Source organism: Citrobacter sp. (genome assembly GCF_050252275.1).
Lineage (GTDB): Bacteria > Pseudomonadota > Gammaproteobacteria > Enterobacterales > Enterobacteriaceae > Citrobacter_A > Citrobacter_A amalonaticus.
Genome location: NZ_JBFWLF010000039.1, coordinates 1 through 22,075 on the forward strand (window position 1 = coordinate 1; position 22,075 = coordinate 22,075).

19 protein-coding genes and 1 pseudogene are annotated in these 22,075 nt (G+C 55.6%); 3 read left to right on the plus strand and 17 right to left on the minus strand.

Annotated elements, in window-relative coordinates; all coding sequences use genetic code 11:
* The 5 genes from rodZ to AB7E14_RS05345 form a co-directional block, all read right to left on the minus strand.
* The coding region (rodZ, locus tag AB7E14_RS05325) for a cytoskeleton protein RodZ (protein WP_428169387.1) at positions 1-918 on the minus strand (918 nt) is incomplete at its 3' end.
* Positions 919-1,205: 287 nt separating this feature from the next.
* Complete coding sequence (locus tag AB7E14_RS05330; protein WP_042999830.1) at positions 1,206-2,372, minus strand: bifunctional tRNA (adenosine(37)-C2)-methyltransferase TrmG/ribosomal RNA large subunit methyltransferase RlmN; 1,167 nt, start codon at positions 2,370-2,372, stop codon at positions 1,206-1,208.
* A gap of 160 nt (positions 2,373-2,532) precedes the next feature.
* Complete coding sequence (gene ndk, locus AB7E14_RS05335; protein ID WP_042999829.1) at positions 2,533-2,964, minus strand: nucleoside-diphosphate kinase; 432 nt, start codon at positions 2,962-2,964, stop codon at positions 2,533-2,535.
* Between the two features lie 135 nt (positions 2,965-3,099).
* Complete coding sequence (gene pbpC / locus AB7E14_RS05340) at positions 3,100-5,412, minus strand: peptidoglycan glycosyltransferase PbpC (protein ID WP_316962739.1); 2,313 nt, start codon at positions 5,410-5,412, stop codon at positions 3,100-3,102.
* Positions 5,413-10,356: an alpha-2-macroglobulin family protein gene (locus AB7E14_RS05345; protein WP_428169388.1), complete on the minus strand. Its 4,944-nt coding sequence runs from the start codon at positions 10,354-10,356 to the stop codon at positions 5,413-5,415.
* A gap of 208 nt (positions 10,357-10,564) precedes the next feature.
* On the opposite strand from AB7E14_RS05345, the gene sseA reads away from it, so the two are divergent.
* Together sseA and timP are read left to right on the plus strand one after the other, a co-directional pair.
* Entirely contained in the window at positions 10,565-11,416 is an 852-nt protein-coding gene (sseA, locus tag AB7E14_RS05350) for a 3-mercaptopyruvate sulfurtransferase (protein WP_316962741.1), read from the plus strand.
* 355 nt (positions 11,417-11,771) lie between these two features.
* Positions 11,772-11,888, plus strand: a complete 117-nt coding sequence (timP, locus tag AB7E14_RS05355) for a small toxic inner membrane protein TimP (protein ID WP_369862412.1) — start codon at positions 11,772-11,774, stop codon at positions 11,886-11,888.
* 36 nt (positions 11,889-11,924) lie between these two features.
* Here timP and sseB read toward each other — a convergent pair whose 3' ends face one another.
* The 11 genes from sseB to trmJ all read right to left on the minus strand — a co-directional run bounded on the left by sseB (position 11,925) and on the right by trmJ (position 20,755).
* The gene (gene sseB / locus AB7E14_RS05360; RefSeq protein ID WP_042999825.1) at positions 11,925-12,701 is read right to left on the minus strand and encodes an enhanced serine sensitivity protein SseB; all 777 of its coding nucleotides are present in this window, start codon (positions 12,699-12,701) and stop codon (positions 11,925-11,927) included.
* A 107-nt stretch (positions 12,702-12,808) separates the two neighbouring features.
* The gene (gene pepB, locus AB7E14_RS05365; protein ID WP_316962742.1) at positions 12,809-14,092 is read right to left on the minus strand and encodes an aminopeptidase PepB; all 1,284 of its coding nucleotides are present in this window, start codon (positions 14,090-14,092) and stop codon (positions 12,809-12,811) included.
* Positions 14,093-14,145: 53 nt separating this feature from the next.
* The gene (iscX, locus tag AB7E14_RS05370) at positions 14,146-14,346 is read right to left on the minus strand and encodes a Fe-S cluster assembly protein IscX (RefSeq protein ID WP_042999823.1); all 201 of its coding nucleotides are present in this window, start codon (positions 14,344-14,346) and stop codon (positions 14,146-14,148) included.
* An 11-nt stretch (positions 14,347-14,357) separates the two neighbouring features.
* Entirely contained in the window at positions 14,358-14,693 is a 336-nt protein-coding gene (gene fdx, locus AB7E14_RS05375; protein ID WP_042999822.1) for an ISC system 2Fe-2S type ferredoxin, read from the minus strand.
* A 1-nt stretch (position 14,694) separates the two neighbouring features.
* Positions 14,695-16,545 (minus strand): Fe-S protein assembly chaperone HscA, encoded by a 1,851-nt coding sequence (gene hscA, locus AB7E14_RS05380; RefSeq protein WP_044253086.1) that lies wholly within the window; start codon positions 16,543-16,545, stop codon positions 14,695-14,697.
* Positions 16,546-16,560: 15 nt separating this feature from the next.
* Positions 16,561-17,076 carry a co-chaperone HscB gene (gene hscB, locus AB7E14_RS05385; protein ID WP_058586953.1) on the minus strand — a complete coding sequence of 172 codons (516 nt, stop codon included), beginning with the start codon at positions 17,074-17,076 and terminating at the stop codon, positions 16,561-16,563.
* A 76-nt stretch (positions 17,077-17,152) separates the two neighbouring features.
* Complete coding sequence (gene iscA / locus AB7E14_RS05390; protein ID WP_003037681.1) at positions 17,153-17,476, minus strand: iron-sulfur cluster assembly protein IscA; 324 nt, start codon at positions 17,474-17,476, stop codon at positions 17,153-17,155.
* 19 nt (positions 17,477-17,495) lie between these two features.
* On the minus strand, positions 17,496-17,882 hold the full coding sequence (gene iscU / locus AB7E14_RS05395; RefSeq protein WP_002913991.1) for a Fe-S cluster assembly scaffold IscU: 387 nt from the start codon (positions 17,880-17,882) through the stop codon (positions 17,496-17,498).
* A gap of 25 nt (positions 17,883-17,907) precedes the next feature.
* Positions 17,908-19,122, minus strand: a complete 1,215-nt coding sequence (gene iscS, locus AB7E14_RS05400; protein WP_042999818.1) for a cysteine desulfurase — start codon at positions 19,120-19,122, stop codon at positions 17,908-17,910.
* 236 nt (positions 19,123-19,358) lie between these two features.
* Complete coding sequence (gene iscR / locus AB7E14_RS05405; protein WP_042317591.1) at positions 19,359-19,850, minus strand: Fe-S cluster assembly transcriptional regulator IscR; 492 nt, start codon at positions 19,848-19,850, stop codon at positions 19,359-19,361.
* Between the two features lie 173 nt (positions 19,851-20,023).
* Positions 20,024-20,755: a tRNA (cytosine(32)/uridine(32)-2'-O)-methyltransferase TrmJ gene (gene trmJ / locus AB7E14_RS05410; protein WP_042999817.1), complete on the minus strand. Its 732-nt coding sequence runs from the start codon at positions 20,753-20,755 to the stop codon at positions 20,024-20,026.
* A gap of 118 nt (positions 20,756-20,873) precedes the next feature.
* Between trmJ and suhB the strand changes: the two genes are divergently transcribed.
* The gene (gene suhB / locus AB7E14_RS05415) at positions 20,874-21,677 is read left to right on the plus strand and encodes an inositol-1-monophosphatase (protein ID WP_042999816.1); all 804 of its coding nucleotides are present in this window, start codon (positions 20,874-20,876) and stop codon (positions 21,675-21,677) included.
* 83 nt (positions 21,678-21,760) lie between these two features.
* On the opposite strand, the pseudogene AB7E14_RS05420 reads toward suhB, so the two are convergent.
* Positions 21,761-22,075, minus strand: a pseudogene (locus tag AB7E14_RS05420) (nickel/cobalt transporter); the annotation flags it as partial.

Genomic DNA, 22,075 nt, shown 5'->3' on the forward strand with positions numbered 1-22,075 from the left:
GACAGGTTTTCCTTGATACTGGATCTGCACCGCAGCCGGCGCGCCAATTTTAAGCTTGTAAGGTGCCTGACCGGTCAGGTTTAAATTACCATCTTTACGCTGCATTCCGCTGAACAGCTTTTTACCTGTCGCATCGCTGACTTCCAGCCAGCAATCGGCGGTAAAGTTCATTACCAGCGCGTTTGGATCCGCAGCGGCTTCCACACCCGCCTGATTGGTCGGCAACGGTGCCGCGCCATCCGGCGTTGCCGGTGTCGCAGGAGAGGTTGTTGCGGTATCAACGTTGGCCTGAGAAGGCGCGACTACGGCGTTCTGCTGCGGGTCAACCGCAGGTGCCGTCGTCGGCGCAGGCGTTTGCACCGTCTCCGCCGGACCGGTTGCCGCTGGCGTGTTGTCCTGAGTTGCCGTCGCGCTGGTGTCCAGCGGCACGCTTTGTGTGTTTTCGCTGTTGGCGTTCAGCTCAGCAGAGGATTGATCGGCCATCGTGGAGATCTCTTCCTGCTGCGCTTTGTGGTTTTGCCACCACCATGCGCCCGTCAGGCCGACCACCACAAACAGCACCAGCCAGGTAAACGTCATCAACCAGCCATCACGCTTTCTACGGCGCTTGCCTAATGAGAAGCTCTGCATCGGTGCCACTTTCGCCGCACGCACCGGAGCCTGTTTCTCCAGAGCCGGTAACAGTTCTTCTTCAGGAATATGGACCAGACGTGCATAAGAGCGAATGTATCCGCGCAGGAACGTTGAAGCCAGGTCGGCAGGCGCCTTATCGTCTTCAATGTCGCGTACGGTGGATACCTTCAGGCAAAGTCTCTCAGCGACAGCCTGCTGGCTGAGTCCGAGTTGTTCACGGGCATTACGTAGGCGAACGCCGGTGGATTGTGCTTCATGTTGGTCGTGAGTGGCTTCAGTATTCATTCGCTACAGCTGCTGGTGAAAATTAGGGTTCAGGCGCCGGTGAGTCACAATGCCCACCCACACCGCGAAAATCGGTTCAGTCAACCTGAGTCAAACAGTATAAACCTCTCTGCTGACTCTTAACAAAAACAGCTTAAGCCTGAGGGCTAAACTATTGTCGCGCCGTACATACTGCCTTAAAGTCGACAAAAACGCACCGTTATTATTGACCGGACAAGTACAACCCTGGCCCTCATGCAAATTACATTGCGCCACAGCACAAAAATCCGGCTTTGGCGCAATGTGCATCAGACGGTTTTAACGTCGATAGCCTCACCCTGCATACGCTTACGTAGTGTACGTTTAGTCCGGTCGATCACATCCCCCGCCAGTTGTCCGCAGGCAGCGTCAATATCATCACCGCGTGTTTTACGCACAATGGTGGTAAAGCCGTAGCTCATCAGCACCTTAGAGAAACGGTCAATACGGCTATTAGAACTACGTCCATAAGGCGCCCCCGGGAACGGGTTCCATGGGATCAGGTTAATTTTACAAGGCGTATCTTTCAGCAACTCTGCCAGTTGATGCGCATGCTCTGTGCCATCGTTAACGTGATCCAGCATGACGTATTCAATAGTGACGCGTCCCTGGTTGGCATTGGATTTCTCCAGATAACGGCGAACCGCGCCCAGGAAGGTTTCGATATTGTACTTTTTGTTGATTGGTACAATTTCGTCACGAATGTCGTCATTCGGCGCGTGCAGCGAGATCGCCAGCGCGACGTCAATCATGTCACCTAATTTGTCGAGCGCAGGCACGACGCCGGAAGTCGACAGCGTGACGCGACGCTTGGACAGACCGAAGCCGAAATCATCAAGCATGATTTCCATGGCTGGCACAACGTTAGTCAGGTTGAGCAGCGGTTCCCCCATCCCCATCATCACCACGTTGGTGATTGGACGCTGACCAGTGATTTTCGCCGCGCCGACAATTTTCGCCGCACGCCAGACCTGACCAATAATTTCAGAAACGCGCAGGTTACGGTTAAAACCCTGCTGTGCGGTTGAACAGAATTTACATTCCAGCGCACAACCCACCTGCGAAGAGACGCACAGCGTGGCGCGATCATCTTCCGGGATATACACCGTTTCGACGCGCTGATCGCCCACGGCAATTGCCCATTTGATGGTGCCATCGGAGGAGCGCTGTTCTTCAACCACTTCCGGTGCGCGGATTTCCGCCACCTCTTTGAGCTTGTTGCGCAGCACTTTGTTGATGTCAGTCATCTCATCAAAGTTGTCGCTGCAATAGTGGTACATCCATTTCATCACCTGGTCAGCGCGAAACGGCTTCTCACCCATCTCTTTAAAGAATTCGCGCATCTGCTGACGATTCAGATCCAGCAGGTTGATTTTGCCATTTTTCGCAGGAACCGCAGGGGTGATGATTTCGGAAGTGTTAACTAATTCAGACATAATTTTTTCCGGCCTCGTTGTTACACGTTATGGCCCATGGGAGGTTGAAAAGAAACGCCCCGGTAAGCTGTGCTCATCCGGGGCGTTGCATTGTACAAAGTCTGGCGCAAGGATGCCACGTTTGCACGCGGCATTTACCGAAAAATTATTCCCGAAGGGATCAGCGAGTGCGAGCGCACACTTCGCCTTCACCGAAGAAATAGGCGATTTCGCGCTGGGCGGATTCCACGGAATCCGAACCGTGAGTCCCGTTTTCAGTGAAGCTGTCGGCGTAGTCGGCACGCAGCGTACCCGCCAGGGCGTTAGCCGGGTTGGTTGCACCCAGCAGATCGCGGTGACGCTGTACCGCGTTTTCGCCTTCCAGCACGGACACCACGATAGGACCAGAGGTCATGAACTCGACCAGACCGTCAAAGAACGGTTTGCCATCATGCTCAGCATAGAAACCGCGCGCCTGTTCAACGGTCAGGTGCAGCATTTTGGTACCGACGATTTTGAACCCTGCTGCTTCAAAGCGCGCAAAGATATTACCAATAACGTTTTTTGCCACCGCGTTTGGCTTGATGATGGAAAAAGTACGTTCAATAGCCATGATTACCTCTGAAAGATGTTCTGTTGTGTTTTACCTGGCGCGGATTATAAAGAGCATCCCGGCTATTGCATATGGATGAAGGTAACATTTTTTTAAAATAAGATGAGCATTAGCAACAAAAAGTGTCAACCTGGTCTACTGCAACGTAAACCTCACCGTCGCAACCTGCCCGCTCTCATCCATCGCCAGTAGCTGATAGTCACCTTTTTCGCGCAGACGTAACGTGACACCGCGCCCACGTTCTTGTAGCGGTTCGCCATTAAGGAACCACCAGCGCTCTCCTGTGCCGCCGCTGCTCTGAAGCGTTACGCTCGCCTCTGTAGCCCCCGGTAAACGTCTGACGATTGCGCCATCACGCACGCCAGACAGCAACAGTGGTAATGCGGGATCCTGCCCGTGCGGCGGACACACCGTTGAGGATAACGGCAAGCGCACACGGCGACGCTCAGCGGCGGGCAACCACGGTTCAAGCGGCAACGGCCAGACAATCAGCATTTGTTCTTGCGCCTGCGGACAATCAGCGGCAACGCGTCGGCCTGCCTTATCCAGCCAGATCGGGAAACGAATACCGCTCACCCCTTCCTGCTCCGGCAGCAACAGCGTGGGCGGCTGCACGTCTTCCAGCAGCCAGGTGGCCAGACGACGCCGACAATTGCTGTCACCAGGGGGAAGAGACTGCCCGCCAGGCCAGCACACAACGCCACGGGTGACCGACTGCGGGCGCGGATCTTCCGGCAGCGAGGCGCCACGGGCTAAGAGCAGGTTGTTTACCTGATTGAGCAGCGGGATTGCACTGGCATAACCGAACTGTCCGACAACGGGCGTACCGTCCGGTCTGCCCGTCCAGATACCGATGACATAGCGAGCATTGAGGCCAATCGCCCACGCATCGCGATAGCCATAGCTGGTGCCCGTTTTCCATGCCAACGGGGCCATCCGGGGAAGCGCGCTATCCGGCAGCGGCTGCGCTTCATCGGCCAAAATACGCCGGATGATCCACGCCGCACCGGGCGACATCAGTCTGCGTTCGACAAGGGGATCGCCCGGCTGCAAACGCAGTTTTCCCGCTTTGCCGTGGCGAGCAAAAGCGCTGTACGCCGCGACCATATCCTCAAGCCGCGCGCCTGCGCCCCCCAAAATAAGCGACAAATTAGGAGTCGCGCCCGCAGGCAAGTACAGCAGCAGTCCACTATTGCGTAATTGTGCGGCAAAACGCTTCGGACCGTAGGCCTCAAGCACCTGTACCGCAGGTAAATTCAGCGAGCGCACCAGCGCTTCGCTCATACTGACAGGGCCATGAAAACCGCTGTCAAAATTACCTGGACGATAATCCCCACTACGGCGCGGTACATCCTGCAATAAAGACGCCGGGTGGATTAATCCATCATCCAGCGCCAGCCCATAGACAAAAGGCTTAAGCACGGAACCGGGCGATCGAATCGCCTTGACCATATCCACATGACCGAAACGCGTGGCATCATTCAGATCGACCGAACCGACCCAGCCACGCACGCTCATGTCAGTGTGATCGACGACGATCATCGCCAGCGAACTTCGCGCTGGCAGCCTGCCCTTCCAGTTTTGTGCCAGTTCTTCCAGCTGTCGTTGCAGCCCGGCATCCAGGGTGGTGACAATTTTGTCGCCTTGATTTTTACCCAACATCATCCGCGAGAACAGCGGTGCCAGTTGCGGCATCTGGCGAGGCGTCAGCCAGACCGGCTCTTCACGTGATTCCTCCACCTGGTGCGGCGACCAAATCCCCTGCATTGCCATCCGCTCAAGCACTTTGTTGCGCGCAGCTTCTGCCCGATCCGGCCAGCGATCAGGGCGCAGTCGACTCGGTGCCTGCGGTAATACCGCCAGTAACGCAGCTTCAGAGTAACTGAGCTGTGACGGAGGTTTTCCGAGATAGGCCCAACTGGCCGCGCCAATTCCCTGCAACGTGCCGCCAAACGGCGCACGATTGAGGTACAGCGTCAGGATGTCGCGTTTTGAGAGATGCCATTCGAGCTGCAGAGCGCGCCAGAGCTGGCGAAACTTACCGCCAAAAGTGCGGGGATGTGGATCGAGTAATCGCGCTACCTGCATGGTCAGCGTACTGCCGCCAGAAATCACTCGTCCGGAGGAGAGATCCTGCCAGGCGGCACGAAGAATGGAGAGAGGGTTTACCCCCGGATGTTTCCAGAACCAGCGGTCTTCGTAATTAATGAGCGCCTCAAGATAACGCGGAGAGACCTCTTCAGGCGTTACCGGATAGCGCCAGATGCCATCCGCGTCAGCAAACCGCCACAGTGGCGTTCCGTCATGGGCCACGACCACTCGCGCCGGATTGACCTCACGTAAAGGCAGCGGCCAGATTTTATCTGCCACCCAGACGGCGCAAACGAGTAAAACAGACGCGGCGGTCAGCCAAAGCCAACCGCCGCGTTTGCCGGTTAATCGCCCCATTTACGGCTTAACAATCAGAATGTCCCCGGCTACACCGGTCGCCCGCCATTGTGGTACATACATCGATTCTACCATGGGCATCGGCACCTGATAGGTTCCCGGCGTCACCGCTCGCGCCAGATAGACCAGCGTCACCGGCTGTCCACTATTCACTGCCACGGCGGCAACAAAGCGGTCATCCCGAAACTCAACGTGCTGAATATCTGCCTGCTGCATTTGATTGAGCAGGTTTTGCACCTCGCTGCCGCTGTCCTGCAAGCTGGCGCTACCGTTTGCCAGATTCTGGTTTTCCAGTTCCAGCCCGGCTGGCAGCAGATCCACCACCAACGCATCCGGTACATCCTGACTGGCTTTCACTTCCAGCCAGACCAGAACAAGTTCACCACTACGCAGGGAATCCAGCGATTTGCTCTGCCCGTCACTGCCCAGAATATGACGCTCAATCTGCAGCACATTGCTGGCAGGTGACGGAGCCGATTGTGGATAGCCGCTCACGTCCAGGCGCAACCACATCGGTTGAGCACCGTTATTCGTCACCTGCAACGCCGCAAGTTGATCGGCATCCAGATTACGGGTTTGCGCTTTATCGCCCGTCAGCGGTTGCTCCGCAAGAGAAGTCTGCGCCTGCCAGATACCGGGTAGATCCTGCAGCGAACGGGCTGCCAGGAACAGCGCATTATTCTCCTGCGTTGACAGCCAGCGCTGACTAAACGCTTGTTCAGAGAGCGTGTTCAGCAGCGAGTTCTGGACGTCCGGCTTAAGGTTATTCTCTTCCAGCAACGCCAGCATCAGGGCGTTATCGCGAAGCGGACTACCGTAATCAGCCAGCCACTGACGTTCATCGTGACGCGGGGTGGAGAGCGCCAGCGCAACCGCATCGTCACTCCGTTTCGCATCCCCCATCGTTTTCAACGCTATACCTAATTGCAGCAGCGGTAAGCCGGATGCCGCCTGACTGCGCCGTTCCCAGATCTCGCGTAGCGCGCCAAGCGGGGCTTTTTGCTGCCGCGCCAGGACCAGCGCGGCATAAGCCTGCACGGCAAATTTGCTTGCCTGCGTATCGCTGGAGTAGCGAATCGACATCATTCCCGGATCCTGCAGGTATCGCAGCAGGCGCGCATTGCCCTGATTGATCCTCGCCGCTGGAACGCTATAGCCCTGCTCACCCGCCCGAACCAGGAAATCCATCGCATAGGCGGTCAGCCAGTACTCTTCCGGACCATTTTTGTCCCACAGCGCGAAACCACCGTTATCACGCTGCATTTGTAACAGGCGGGCAATCCCGGTTTCGATTGCCGCACGACGCTTCTCGTCAGTATCACCCGCGATGCCCAGCGCTTGTAGTTGCGCGGCATTGCTATAAAGCGACGGGAACAGGCCACTGGTGGTTTGTTCCAGACAGCCGTAAGGATACGCCTTCAGTTCGCGAATATAGCGCGCCAGATTTAACGGCGGTTTACCACTGAACAGCAGTTGGCCCTGTAACGTCACCGGTGAGAAGTTCATCAACCCTTCTTCAGGAAGGGTCCAGCTTTCCCCCGGTTGCAGCATCACGCCGCTATTGACCGTTTGCGCCGGGAATGCCGGACGTACGCCAATCTTCCACTGCTTTTGCTGCGGTCCGATGTCTTCTCCCGGCACGTTCAATCCACTTAACGTCGCCTGCAGTTCACCATCACCAAATCCTTCTTTCCCACGAACAGGAACAAACAAGGTTGTGCGCACGCCCGGCTCCAGATTGACCTGCGCAGGCTGGTCGCTGACCAGTTCGATCAGTCCGCTGGCGGCCAGCGTCACGTTCAGTGACTGTGGTCGATCGGTAAGGTTGGTCACGTCCAGCACCAGTCGCGAGGTATCGCCACCGGCCATAAAGCGCGGCATATTCAGCTCAGCAATGACCGGGGCGGCGACGATAGTTTTGCTTTCATTGCTGCCAAAGTCATCCGCCGTCCACGCCTGCGCCATCACGCGCAGCTCGCCATTAAAATCGCCAATCGGTAGCGTCACACTGCCTTCACCCTGCTCATTGAGCGTGACCGGTTGCGCCTGCTGCGCCACGATATTTACATGGTTGACCGGCGGTTTACCGCCGCGCTTCAGTTCATCGCCATCACCGCCAAAGCGCAGTGCGGCCAGACGCCCCTGGCCCTCAATCACTTGACCATAAATGTCATAAATATCCGCGCCGTAGCGTTTTTGTCCAAAGAAGGCCTGCCACGGATCCGGCGTAACGTAATCGGTAATGTTCAACACGCCGCTGTCCACTGCCGACACCAGGACGTTAACCTGTTTTGGCGTCTCGCCGTTTTTACTGCTGGCCTTGATCTTCACGGTCAACGGCTGGTTCGGACGCATTTTAGCCGGGCTTTCCAGCGCCAGCTCCAGACGTCGGTTTTCGTCTCCCAGCGGTAAATGCAGCAAGCCTACGGCACGTTTCGGCGTTGCAGAACGAGATTTATCTCCCGGACGCACCACCAGCGTGCTCAGGTATAGATCGTGGCGATTCCACGATTTATCGACCGGAATGGAGAGATCCAACCCCTGCGCCGGGACATCAATTTCCTGCCACCACAGCGGACCTTCACTGGATTCTACCATCGCATACCCTTTCCCCGCCGCCGGTGCCGCAATATGCAGCTTCATGGTGTCGCCCGGACGATAGGCCGGTTTGTCCAGCTTCAATGTCACGCGATCCGGCCGAGCCGCCCCGCTGCCATCACTGTTATCCTGCCAACTGTAACCTGCCCAGAAACGGACGCTACTGATCGCATCGTTTGGCGCTTTCACTTCCAGTCGGTAGGCACCCCATTCGACCGGGAATGTCACTTTGCCGGTTTCATCGGCTTTCAGATCCAGCGTCTGCTCACCTTCCAGCAGATCTTTTTGATCAAAGCGCGACTGCCAGCCTTCGCTTTCCAGCCAGTCCCAGTAGTAGTCGCGACGCTCACGAATCAAACGCACCTGTAACCCGGAGACCGCTTTCTTCTCTCCCTGGGCATCGACATAGACAATGTCAAAAGCGGCGTTGCTGTCTTCATCAACAATCGGCTGATTCACCGTAGTATCGGTGCGGTAGTCATACACCGCTTTAACGGCAAATTGCGGGCGGATACCCGGTAATGTGTCAGCCGGCCAGATCGCCTGCTCAGCGCGACGCGTAACTGGACGACCACCAGACTCCAGCAGGCTGGCCTGCAATATCACCTGCAACGGTGAGTGGGTCTCACGCCACTCGCTATTAGTGCTGATGTCACCACGCCCGGTTTCGTCCAGCGTCAGTTGGACTTCATCAAGAGTGCGCGACAGGTTTTCTTCAGCGATATTGCCAAACTGGAAGCCGGGCAGTGACGGCACGGCATCACGCAGTGGGCGCAGGTACAGCTGCCCTTGCAGCGCATTGCCATTCGCCGGGGCGCCGTAAAGGTAGTAGCCCACTACCGAGAACGTCACCTTATCAGACGGCGACAAAGGCGTTTCCTGACTGGTGAGATTCAACGCCATTCGCTCCGGCATGAAATCTTCAACGTGGAAATCCCACATCCGGCTTTGGTTATCGCCCGTGTTGGCGCGAATGTGCCACATTCCGGTCGGCGCACTGCTGTCCAGCGGATAAGTAAAGCGATACAACCCGTTATCCGGTTGACTGACGACAGTACGAATCACTTGGCCGTCCGGTTTAACGACCTCCAACTTCACTGGCTGATCGGGCAGCGTCTTGCCGTCGCTGTCACGCAGCAGACCGTTGAGGATCACCGTCTCGCCGGGTCGGTAGAGATCGCGCGGGCCAAACATAAAGAACTGTTTGCTGTAGCCAGGCTCCCCCGCGATGTCGAATTCTGCTAAATCCAGCGCCGGGAGCTTCAGATCCAGCAGCGTGGTTTGCCCCTCTTTACGCGCCAGCAACAGCGCGGCATTCTGGTGATTTTCAAGCTGTACATGGCCTTTCGCATCGCTGGTCGCTTTCGCCAGGGTCTGTCCTTTTTCATCCAGCAAAGCGACATCTACCCCCTGCTGCGCGGCACCATTCTCCAGACTTTGCGTAAACACATCGAGCCGGTTCTGATAGCGATGTGCCGATACGCCGACGTCGCTGAGCGTGAACAACGTTGCGGCGTTGCTGTACTCGTACTGCCCGGCTTTGGTCATCACCGCGACGTAGACACCCGCCAGCTGCAACGGCTTAATCTCGCTCAGCGGCAGAAGAAGTTTTTCGCGGGTGTTACGCGCAGGATTGAGATCGAAGCGACCGGTATAGACCAAATCCGCCATTTTCAGCAGATTGTCGGACTCCCAGTTGGACATCGAATTCCGGTACTCCCACTGACTGACAAAGGCTGCCAGCGATTCAGGTTTCACGCGGAAAAAGTTAACGTCTACGTTGTTCACGTTGAGCGCCATCACGGGCAGCCCTTCCACCACTTTCCCCGGCAGCAGTGAACCACGGCTGGCAAAACCCACGCTGGGTTGAATATCACGCGTGGTGAGGCTTTTCTCATAGTTGATTTCGAAGGTCGCTTTGTTCAGCGCCCTGAGATCGCGCTCAATGGTCACCAGCAGGTCACGATTCGGTTCCAGGTGGCGTAAACGCAGCTCTTTCAGATTCGGCGACAGTTCCCATGCGCCATCGACTTTGCCGCTTTTTTTATCCACCACGTGGACGAGACGGGCAAAATCCTGTTCAGGATCTAACGGGATGGAAAAGGTCAACACCAGCGTCGATGCGCCGTCCAACTGCACCTCTGAGACATCCAGCAGCGTCAGCGCTTTGCCCTCGCTTTGTCGGGCCAGTTTCTGCAACTGTGCGGTATCTTTTTCCGCTTTCTTTTCCGCCGCGGGTTGTGTGGCGGGGGCGTCGTTTTTTGCCGCTGTCGGAGCTTTATCGTTGTTATCGCACCCAGCCAGCGCCAGCATGAGCATGCAGGCGACTACGCGTATGTGTTTCATTTTTCATCCCTGGCCAGTATGGCCCGTTAGCAACGTAGAACCGTTATTATGCGTGAGATTTCACTTTGTGTAAGTCTCTTTCCCCTCCCATCTTGTCTGAATTTAATTAAGAAATGTGGGATCACCGGACAAATCAGCCTCTTTTACTTGTCCCCTGTCGGCAAAGGCCTGACAATTTACCGGACACCTGATAAACATGGAGATCCCCATGACTACCGCCTTTTTTGTCGCCGCCGACTGGCTTGCCGAGCATATTGACGATCCGCAGATTCAAATTATCGACGCCCGTATGGCGCCGCCAGGACAGGAAGACCGCGACGTTGCGCAAGAGTATCGCTCGGGACATATCCCGGGTGCGGTGTTTTTCGATATCGAAGCGCTCTCCGACCACACTTCACCTCTGCCGCATATGATGCCACGCCCGGAAAGCTTCGCTGTGGCGATGCGTGAACTGGGGGTACATCAGGATAAACATCTGATCGTGTATGACGAGGGTAATCTGTTCTCCGCCCCGCGCGCGTGGTGGATGTTGCGCACCTTTGGCGTGGAGAACGTGTCCATTTTGGGTGGTGGTCTGGCGGGCTGGCAACGTGATGAGTTGCCGCTACAGGAAGGTAACGTCGAACTCCCGGAAGGTGAGTTTAATGCAGTGTTTACCTCTGAAGCCGTCGTGCGCGTCACCGACGTCCTGCTCGCCAGCCATGAGAAAAGCGCACAGATTGTCGATGCCCGCCCGGCAGCACGTTTTAATGCTGAAGTCGACGAGCCGCGTCCAGGTCTCAGACGCGGTCATATACCCGGCGCCTTAAACGTGCCGTGGACAGAACTGGTTCAGGAAGGCGAATTGAAAACAACCGACGAACTGGATGCCATCTTCTTTCGCCACGGCGTGAGTTTTGATCGTCCGATTATCGCCAGTTGTGGTTCTGGCGTGACGGCAGCCGTCGTCGTGCTGGCGCTTGCGACGCTGGACGTGCCAGACGTCACGTTGTACGACGGCGCGTGGAGTGAATGGGGATCGCGTACCGATTTACCGGTAGAACCGGCTGACGCTAAATAAATTCTGATTTCTTAGTCAGCTTCGCCCACAAAAAAACCGCTCAAACGTTTGAGCGGTTTTTTTGTGCTGGTCCGGTTCGCGGCCTTTCCAGCTGGCTGTGTTGCCATAGCAACGCAGGCATGCCGTAGTGGGGTAATACTCTCTTTTAAGGAAAATAATGTCAAGTTAGTTAGCCAAGAAACTATTAGGAAGTTGATGTATCATTCTTCCCGGCCCTTTTCGCCGCCTCGCAAGCGGGCACTGGCTTCAGAAAAGGATGTCCCTTGGCCGTTAGCGCAGGCATGTCGTAGTGCTTGCTGTCAAGGCATTATCGCCAGTGGTGCTGTCGTGAAGCGGTCTTTGCATGGACCGCACAATGACGATACGGTACGTCTGTATCGTGCTTCTTGTTTCTGGTGTGTTGTGCCTTCACGCAGACCAGAGTTACCCCAGTAATTCTGTTCTCGTAAAGACCAGCGACCAGGGCAGGTAAACGAGGATGCCGCCTTTCGGGGCGGCTTTCCTTCACTTAAATAATTCGGTTCTGTTTGAAATCACGCAGGAACCCGCCCCAGCGGCGTTCGTAGAACGGCGCGATGTGTTCGGTGATAAAGTGGCTGATCCCTTTCTCCCCTTTTTTCACCTGACAGATATCGATCGGTTCATCGCCCGGTAGCGTATCAGTTGCCACACTGCCCGCAGCCTGAATAATCTCCTCAATATCGCCATCGGCCTCAATACCAATCAGCAGATTTGCCTCAGCGTCCGCGCGCTCTTTAATTGAGCAGAGAAACGCACGCTTCACCGGCTTGATGGTCTTAAACAGCGTCGTGAGCGAATCGATCATCTGTGCTGGTGGTTCGGCCACTTCGGAGAGAATCAGCGATTCCCCACCTTCCAGCACTTCCTGCGTGCTCAGTGGATTGCCCTCTTCCCCCATCAGCAGGCTGATTTCGCGAGGCATAAACTCTTTACCCGTCGGCAATTTGGCGTTGAGGAACAGCGTTTCGCCGAGCGTCATTTCAAACAGCGTCCGTACTGGCATCACCACAAACGCCTGCTCATCTTCGACGGCCTGCTGCAACGCTTCCAGCGAGGTGAAAAAGGGGATAACGGTGGTGCCATCTTCTTTTTCCCAATGCTGAAGATCGAGCGCGCTGTCTTCGACAATCGCTTCGCCGTCTGCCGCAGTACCAGGTACCCAGACAGTGGATTCCAACAGGGTGCGGAAAAATGCCGGACGGTGTGCGGGTTCAGTCGCCGCCTGCTCCAGCAGGGTTTCTAATTCGTTTTTTGTTTCGGACATAGAGATCACAAATTATCTATGGGTTGCAGGCCTGATAAGACGCACTGCGTCGCTACCAGGCAAAATGCCGGGTGGCGCTTCGCTTACCCGGCCTACAAAAACACCTTTCAGGCAGTCAGTAGATTTGCAATAGTGCGCACACCCAGACCGGTCGCACCGGCAGACCACTGCTCAACCGGCGCTTTGCGGTAGGTCGCCGAGCAGTCGATATGCAGCCAACCCTGCTGGTAGTTTTCCACAAAGTGCGACAGGAATCCTGCGGCTGTGCTCGCCCCTGCCGGATACGCCGCGCTGCCGGTATTGTTCAACTCGGCAAAATTAGACGGCAACTGGTTGCGGTGGAATTCCGCCAGCGGCAGACGCCAGAACGCCTCGTTTTCTTCGGCCGCGCTTGCCAGCAGACGGTTCGCCAGTTGGTCATCGAAGCTGAACAGCGCGTGGTAGTCGTTACCCAGCGCGGTTTTCGCGGCTCCGGTCAGCGTCGCAGCATCAATGATCAGCTCTGGCTTCTGCGCGCTGGCGTCAATCAGGCCATCCGCCAGCACCAGACGCCCTTCCGCGTCGGTATTCATCACTTCGACGTTTTTACCGTTGCGATAGTGGATGATATCGCCCAGCTTGAACGCGTTACCGCTGATCAGGTTATCCGCACAGCACAGGTACAGCTTCACGCGTTTGTTCAGACCGCGCGTGATCGCAAATGCCAGCGCGCCGGTTACCGTTGCGGCACCGCCCATGTCGGACTTCATGGAGTCCATAAAGGCGCTCTGCTTGATGCTGTAACCGCCGGAATCAAAGGTGATCCCTTTCCCGACCAGGCAAGCAAAAACCGGGGCTTCTTTATCTCCTGTCGGGTTGTAGTCGAGCGCCAGCAGGACCGGAGGACGTTCAGAGCCGCGCCCCACAGTATACAGCCCCATATAGTTCTGCTCACGCAGATCTTCGCCTTTGGTAATACGGTAAGAGACGTGATCGCACGCCACGCTGCACAGCAGGTCAACGGCACGCTGCGCCAGTTGCTCTGGACCCAGCTCTTCCGCCGGTGCGTTAATTGTGTCACGCACCCAGTCAATGATGGTCAGACGGTTATCCAGCTCCTGACGCTGTCCGTCGTCCAGCTCTGGCCATTCCACTTTTCGGCTGCCTTTCGGCCCTTTGTAGCCCTGCCAGAATGACCAGCAGCGGTCTGCATTCCAGCCCTCGCCTGCCAGTTGCACATGCTTGATGCCAAGGCCGTCGATTTTACGTGCCGCGCGCTGAATAAGACCCAGGTCATCTTTCCCATTAAGGTGCAGGGCAATACCATCGTTATTGATACTGTATGTAGCTTTTTCACCCCAGCGTGCGTCAGCAGGTTGTGTGGAAAGCGTAATTTTCATGGCTTCTGTCATGTTATTTATCCTTATTAGCAAACGGGCCGCCTCATGGCAGCCCGTTATGTGACTTACTCTGCTTCATCTAACCAGACTAGCAGAATCGCCTCCAGAATTTTTTCATTGGATGCGTCAGGGTCGTCATCAAATTCCTCAAGATCGCAGATCCACTGATGAAGATCGGTGAAACGAACGGTCTTTGGATCGAGATCGGGGAACGCATCGTACAGCGCTTCACCGATTTCGCGGCTATCGGTCCACTTCAGTCCCATACTACCCTCTGTTAATGCTCACGAGCATGATTGATTGTGTAACGTGGGATTTCGACTACCAAATCATCCCCGGTTACGCGAGCCTGACAGCTTAAACGGCTCTCCGGCTCCAGTCCCCAGGCTTTATCCAGCATGTCGTCTTCTTCTTCCGTGCTTTCCGGCAGGGAGTCAAAACCTTCACGCACAATGCAGTGGCAGGTCGTACAGGCACAGGATTTTTCGCAGGCGTGCTCAATCTCGATACCGTTGCGCAGCGCAACGTCAAGAATGGTTTCACCGGTCTTAGCTTCCAGAACTGCGCCATCCGGACAGAGATCCTGATGAGGCAAAATAACAATCTTTGGCATATTAAACCTCGTCCACGGAATGGCCTTTCAGCGCGCTACGGACCGACTGATCCATACGGCGAGCGGCAAATTCCTGGGTTTGTTTGTCTACGTTTTTAATGGCTTGTTCGATAGCGTCAACATCATCGCCCAGCGCCACTTCGCTCAGGTGCGCGGCGGCATCGTCGATCAATTGACGTTCTGCGGCGCTTAGCAGCGCGGCATCAGCGGTCAGCGCGCCGGTTAAACTCTCCAGCACGCGCGCCGCTTCGACTTTCTGCTCTGCCAGCATACGGGCTTTTACGTCCTGCTCGGCAAAGCTCATCGAATCCTGAATCATTGAGGCAATTTCGCTGTCGGTCAGACCGTAGGACGGTTTCACCTGAATAGAAGCCTCAACGCCGGTGGATTTTTCCATCGCAGTGACGCTCAGCAGACCGTCAGCATCCACCTGGAAGGTCACGCGAATATGCGCGCCGCCTGCCGGGAGCGCCGGAATACCACGCAGGGCAAAGCGCGCCAGCGAACGGCAGTCCTGCACCAGTTCACGTTCACCCTGCATGACGTGGATAGACATCGCGGTCTGGCCGTCTTTGAAGGTAGTAAAGTCCTGCGCGCGCGCCACCGGAATCGTAGTGTTACGCGGAATCACCTTCTCCACCAGGCCGCCCATCGTTTCCAGTCCCAGCGACAGCGGGATCACGTCGAGCAGCAGCATTTCACTGTCCGGTTTATTACCAACCAGGATATCCGCCTGGATTGCCGCGCCGATCGCCACCACTTTATCCGGGTCGATTGACGTCAGCGGCGGGCGACCGAAGAATTCACCCACACGTTCACGCACCAGCGGTACGCGCGTGGAACCGCCAACCATCACCACTTCCAGCACCTCTTGCGCCTCAACGCCGGCATCTTTCAGTGCGCGACGACAGGCCAGCAGCGTACGCTTAACCAGCGCGGAAATGAGTTCATTAAACTGTTCGCGGGTAATCTCGCCCTGCCAGCCCGCCACGTTAATCGTGACTGACTCGGTATCGCTGAGCGCGATTTTCGCCGCGATGGCGGCATCCAGCAGTTCGCGCTGCACGCGGTTATCGCTGCGATCGGCAATTCCCGCCTGTTCACGGATGTAATCCGCCAGCAGGTGGTCGAAGTCATCGCCACCAAGCGCGGAATCCCCGCCAGTCGCCAACACTTCGAATACCCCGCGACTCAGGCGCAGAATAGAAATATCAAACGTACCGCCACCGAGATCATACACTGCAATGACGCCCTCTTTGCCGGAATCCAGACCGTAGGCAATCGCCGCAGCGGTCGGTTCATTGAGCAGGCGCAGCACATGGAGGCCCGCCAGGCGTGCGGCATCTTTGGTCCCCTGACGCTGTGCATCGTCAAAGTACGCCGGTACGGTAATCACCACGCCATCCAAATCGCCGGAAAGCGACTCAGAGGCTCTCGCCGCCAACGCTTTCAGGATATCGGCTGAAACACGGACCGGATTTAGCAAACCCGCCGCCGTTTCAATCATCGGCAAGCCATTTTCACTTGCCTGGAAACGGTATGGCAGATGCGGGTAGCGAGTCTGAATATCCGCCAGTGAACGTCCCATCATGCGTTTCACTGAACTGATGGTATTGGCGGTATCCAGCGCAGCATTAGCGCGCGCATCATAGCCGACCGTGTGGCCCTGTGGCTGATAGTGAACGACGGACGGCAGCAGATGACGACCGTCGTGATCGGCCAGCGTTTCCGCCTGACCGCTACGCACGGTTGCGACCAGAGAGTTGGTGGTCCCGAGATCGATACCCGCAGCCAGACGACGCTGGTGTGGCGCTGCGCTCAGACCAGGCTCACTAATTTGTAATAAGGCCATAATTGCTTCCGAAGTTTAAAAATCGAGCAGTTTTTCTTCGAGTTGTTCTGCACTGCTTCGCAGTTTATCGAGAAAACGCAGTTTACGCACGGTATCGGCCGCGGCGTCCCACGTCTCGTTATCCAGTTGTTCCACCATCAACTGATGGCGGCTATCAAACATCTTTTTCACGCGCTGAATAAACTGTTCCAGCCGCGCCTCGTCTTTCGCCTGTTCAATCTCGTCGAGCTCTTCGCGCAGTTCCAGTTGTTCCATCAGGAACGCGGTATCGCGCACCGTGTGCTGCTCGTTGCTGAGATCAAAACCGTGTAGCGAAAGCAGATATTCTGCGCGCATCAGGGGATGGCGCAGCGTTTGCCAGGCCTGGTTGATAGTGGCGGATTGCTGGACGGCAGCAAGCTGTTCCGCCTGGGTACCACTGGCAAATTTATCAGGGTGATACTGGCGTTGCAGATCCTGAAAACGAAGGCTCAGCGCCTGAATATCGAGCGGATAACGGGCCGGTAAGCCAAAGAGGGTGAAGTAGTCCATAACATTCTCAGGGGTAGCCTGTTAGAACAAACCCCACACGTAGCAAGGCCACGGCGGGGTTTTCGGATGACGCGCGTTACACGTGGAAGCTTTCGCCGCAACCACACTCGTCTTTCACGTTCGGGTTTGTGAACTTGAACCCTTCGTTCAGACCTTCTTTCACGAAGTCTAACTGCGTTCCGTCCAGAAATTGCAGGCTTTTTCCGTCGACCACAACCTTAACGCCTTTGTCTTCAAACACGGTGTCTTCTGCCGCCGGTTCATCAACAAATTCCAGTACATACGCCATACCTGAGCAGCCGGAGGTTCTCACGCCCAGACGCAGGCCAAACCCTTTACCACGGTTCGCCAGGAAGGTATTTACTCGCGCTGCTGCACTGTCGCTAAGTGTAATCGACATAATAAAACCTCAACTCTTCTTATTTTGCTTCACGTTTGCTTTTGTAGTCCGCAATGGCGGCTTTGATCGCGTCTTCTGCCAGAATAGAACAGTGAATTTTCACTGGCGGCAGCTCAAGCTCATCGGCAATATCGGTATTTTTGATCGCCTGTGCTTCGTCCAGTGATTTCCCCTTCACCCATTCGGTAACCAGGGAGCTGGAGGCGATAGCGGAACCGCAGCCGTAAGTCTTGAAACGCGCGTCTTCAATGATACCTTCATTGTTAACTTTGATCTGCAACTTCATCACGTCGCCACAGGCTGGTGCACCCACCATGCCGCTGCCCACGTTCTCATCGCTGTTGTCAAAAGAGCCCACGTTACGTGGATTCTCGTAATGATCGATTACTTTTTCGCTGTAAGCCATGATGAATTCTCCTTATCGGTACCGATTAATGATGTGACCATTCGATGCTGTTCAGATCCACGCCCTGCTTGTGCATTTCCCACAGCGGAGAAAGGTCACGCAGACGGCCGATAGATTTACGAACCAGTTCGATGGTGTAATCAATCTCTTCTTCGGTAGTAAAACGACCTAAAGAGAAACGAATAGAGCTATGTGCCAGCTCGTCGGTCATTCCCAGTGCGCGCAGCACGTAGGAAGGCTCGAGGCTCGCAGAGGTACAGGCAGAACCGGAAGAGACCGCGAGGTCTTTCAGCGCCATAATCAGCGACTCGCCTTCAACGTAGTTAAAGCTGACGTTGAGGATATTTGGTGCGCCCTGCTCAAGGTCACCGTTCAGGTAGACTTCTTCCATATCTTTCACGCCGTTCCACAGACGGTTACGCAGACCGCGCAGACGCGCCATCTCGGTTTCCATCTCTTCTTTCGCGATGCGATAGGCTTCGCCCATACCGACGATCTGGTGGACAGGCAGCGTACCGGAACGCATGCCACGCTCGTGACCGCCGCCGTGCATCTGTGCCTCAATGCGAATACGCGGTTTACGACGAACGTACAGCGCGCCGATCCCTTTCGGGCCATAAATTTTGTGACCGGAGAAGGACATCAGGTCAACTTTCAACTGGCTCAGATCGATAGGCAGTTTGCCCACGCTCTGGGTGGCGTCAACATGATAGATGATGCCGCGAGCACGGCACATTTCGCCGATAGTCGCGATATCCTGTACCACGCCGATTTCGTTATTCACGTGCATGATGGAAACCAGGATGGTGTCGTCACGCATCGCCGCTTCCAGTTCTTTGAGATCGATAATCCCGTTGCTCTGCGGCGCCAGGTAGGTCACTTCAAACCCTTCACGCTCCAACTGACGGCAGGTATCCAGTACCGCTTTGTGCTCGGTTTTACTGGTGATAATGTGCTTGCCTTTTTTCTGATAAAAGTTGGCTGCACCTTTGATCGCCAGGTTGTCGGATTCAGTCGCACCGGAAGTAAAGACGATTTCACGCGGATCGGCACCCACCAGATCGGCAATCTGATTACGGGCGATATCAACCGCCTCTTCAGCCTGCCAGCCGAAACGGTGTGAACGGGAGGCCGGGTTACCAAAGGTTCCGTCCAGTGTCAGGAACTGCATCATTTTCTCGGCAACACGCGGGTCCACCGGCGTGGTTGCGGAGTAGTCGAGATAAATCGGTAATTTCATTGCTCTATAAACTCCGTACATCGCTTCAATGCAAGGAGTCAGGCAACCGGCTGGATGTACGACCGTGTTAACGGAGCGCAAACGCTCCGGCCTGACTCGAAAATCTTCTTATCGTTAACCTAACTGTTTCGCGTTTCAGCAAGGCGGTAAACATGCGAATCCCCGAGAGCTTACAAAAGTAAGCGGGGTGAACATGTGCAGCCAACGCAGATGCAACCCGAAACAGGACGGTTAAATTAAGCGCGTAACTTAACGTCAATCGCGTCTTGTGCACGATTTGTGCGTGGAGCGTCGTGGCTGTGCTGGCGACCAGACACATCCAGGACTTCCTGGTTATTCACCAGTTCACCTAACGTAATGTTGTTGAGGAAACCGGTCAGACGGTCGCTCAGATCGCGCCACAGCGCGTGGGTCAGGCATTTATCGCCGCCCTGACAACCGCCTTTGCCCTGACAACGTGTCGCATCTACCGACTCGTCAACAGCGCTAATCACTTCACCGACTGCAATACTGCCGGCATCTTTACCCAGCAGATAACCACCGCCTGGCCCACGTACGCTGGACACCAGACCATTTTTACGCAAACGGGAGAACAGCTGTTCCAGATAAGAAAGGGAAATTCCCTGACGTTCAGAAATATCAGCCAACGGTACCGGGCCCGCTTCGGAGTTGAGCGCAACGTCCAACATTGCGGTCACGGCATAACGCCCTTTAGATGTCAGTCTCATGTCTTACTTAGCCTCAAACTCGCCCCTGCCCGGGGTTTTTTATTGTAAAATGGGGGTATTGCATAGCAGGGCCAAGTCTGACATTCCCGACTAAATCAGTCAACTATTTACTTGACTGTTTTAGTCAGGTATTTAACCTTCAGTGCCATTTTGCTTTGCCGGATGGTTTGCACTTACTTGTCTTTATTCTGCTGCTCAATAGAAGCAAGCATTCCACGCAGAATATTCAGCTCCTGGCTCTCCGGACGCGCACGCGTAAACAGACGGCGCAACTTGTTCATCACTTGTCCCGGATGGTTTTCACGGATAAACCCCGTCGACAGCAACGTCTGCTCAAGGTGACCGTAAAACCGCTCCAGATCGTCTACCAGCGGGTACGGTGCTTCTTCATGCACGACCGCATCAGGATTTTGCTGCGTCGCCAGCCAGGCCATGCGCACTTCATACGCGATGACCTGTACCGCCATTGCCAGGTTCAGCGAACTGTATTCCGGGTTCGCCGCAATCGCGACATGGTAATGGCATTTTTGCAGTTCGTCATTGGTCAGCCCAACGCGTTCACGACCAAACACCAGCGCCACGGGGGTATTTGCCGCTTCCGCTACGCTTTTTAAACCGCATTCACGCGGGTCAAGCATCGGCCACGGCAGCGTACGCGAACGTGCACTGGTCCCGACCACCAGGCTGCATCCGGCCAGCGCTTCATCGAGGGTATCGACGATCTGCGCGTTGCCGATCACGTCACTGGCCCCTGCCGCCAGAGCGATGGCCTGGGAGTCAGGTTTCACGAGCGGGTTAACCAGCCACAGGTTGGTTAACCCCATTGTTTTCATGGCGCGGGCAACAGAGCCCATATTGCCGGTGTGAGACGTTTCCACCAGCACGATTCGAATATTTTGCAGCATTGTCTTTCTTCAGCTAAAGATTATTCGGCCATATTATCATAAATCGAAGACATATTCCGATCTCGCTGCTATACTCTGCGCCGTTTTCCCGTTCTTTAACATCCAGTGAGAGAGACCGATGCATCCGATGCTGACCATCGCCGTGCGCGCAGCGCGCAAGGCGGGTAATGTAATTGCCAAACACTACGAAACGCCTGACTCAGTAGAAACCAGCCAGAAAGGCAGCAATGATTTCGTGACCAACGTCGATAAAGCCGCTGAAGCGATTATTATCGAAACGATCCGCAAATCTTACCCGCAGCACACCATCATCACCGAAGAAAGCGGTGAACATGAAGGTACCGATCAGGATGTTCAATGGGTTATCGATCCACTGGATGGCACCACCAACTTCGTAAAACGTCTGCCGCACTTCGCGGTTTCCATCGCCGTACGTATTAAAGGCCGCACTGAAGTCGCCGTGGTTTACGATCCGATGCGTAATGAACTGTTCACCGCAACCCGCGGTCAGGGCGCACAGCTGAATGGTTACCGTCTGCGCGGCAGCAATGCGCGTGACCTGGACGGCACTATTATCGCGACCGGCTTCCCGTTCAAAGCCAAACAGCACGCCACCTCTTACATGAATATCCTCGGCAAAATGTTTACCGAGTGTGCTGACTTCCGTCGCACCGGTTCTGCTGCGCTGGATCTGGCCTATGTTGCCGCTGCGCGCGTTGACGGTTATTTCGAAATTGGTCTGCGTCCGTGGGATTTCGCCGCGGGTGAACTGATCGCCCGTGAAGCTGGCGCCCTGGTCTGCGACTTTACCGGTGGTCACAACTACATGACGACCGGCAACATCGTGGCGGGTAACCCGCGCGTGGTTAAAGCGATGCTGGCGAATATGCGTGACGAACTGAGCGACGCGCTGAAGCGTTAATCTCAGTACTGCCCGGTGGCGCTAACGCTTACCGGGCCTACACGAACAGTAGGCCAAATAAGCGCTAACGCCATCCGGCAAAATCAAAACGGTCTTAATCCCCTTCCCACTGGCACTGCACTCACCCACATCACTCCTGCTGCCACCACTAATATCGCGCCACCGGCTAACGCCAGCGTTAACCAACCGACCTGCCGCCATAGTACCGGTGCATGATTGCTGCTCAACCTGACTGCCAGCGTACGAAAACTGTGCACCAGCAGCGCCAGAGAGGTAATCGTCAGCGACGTTCCCGCCGCCATTGCCAGCGCCGAGACTATTCCCCAGCCAAAGACGCCGATGACTTTGCTGAACAGCAGTACCATGATCGCCCCGGAACAGGGACGCATCCCCATCGA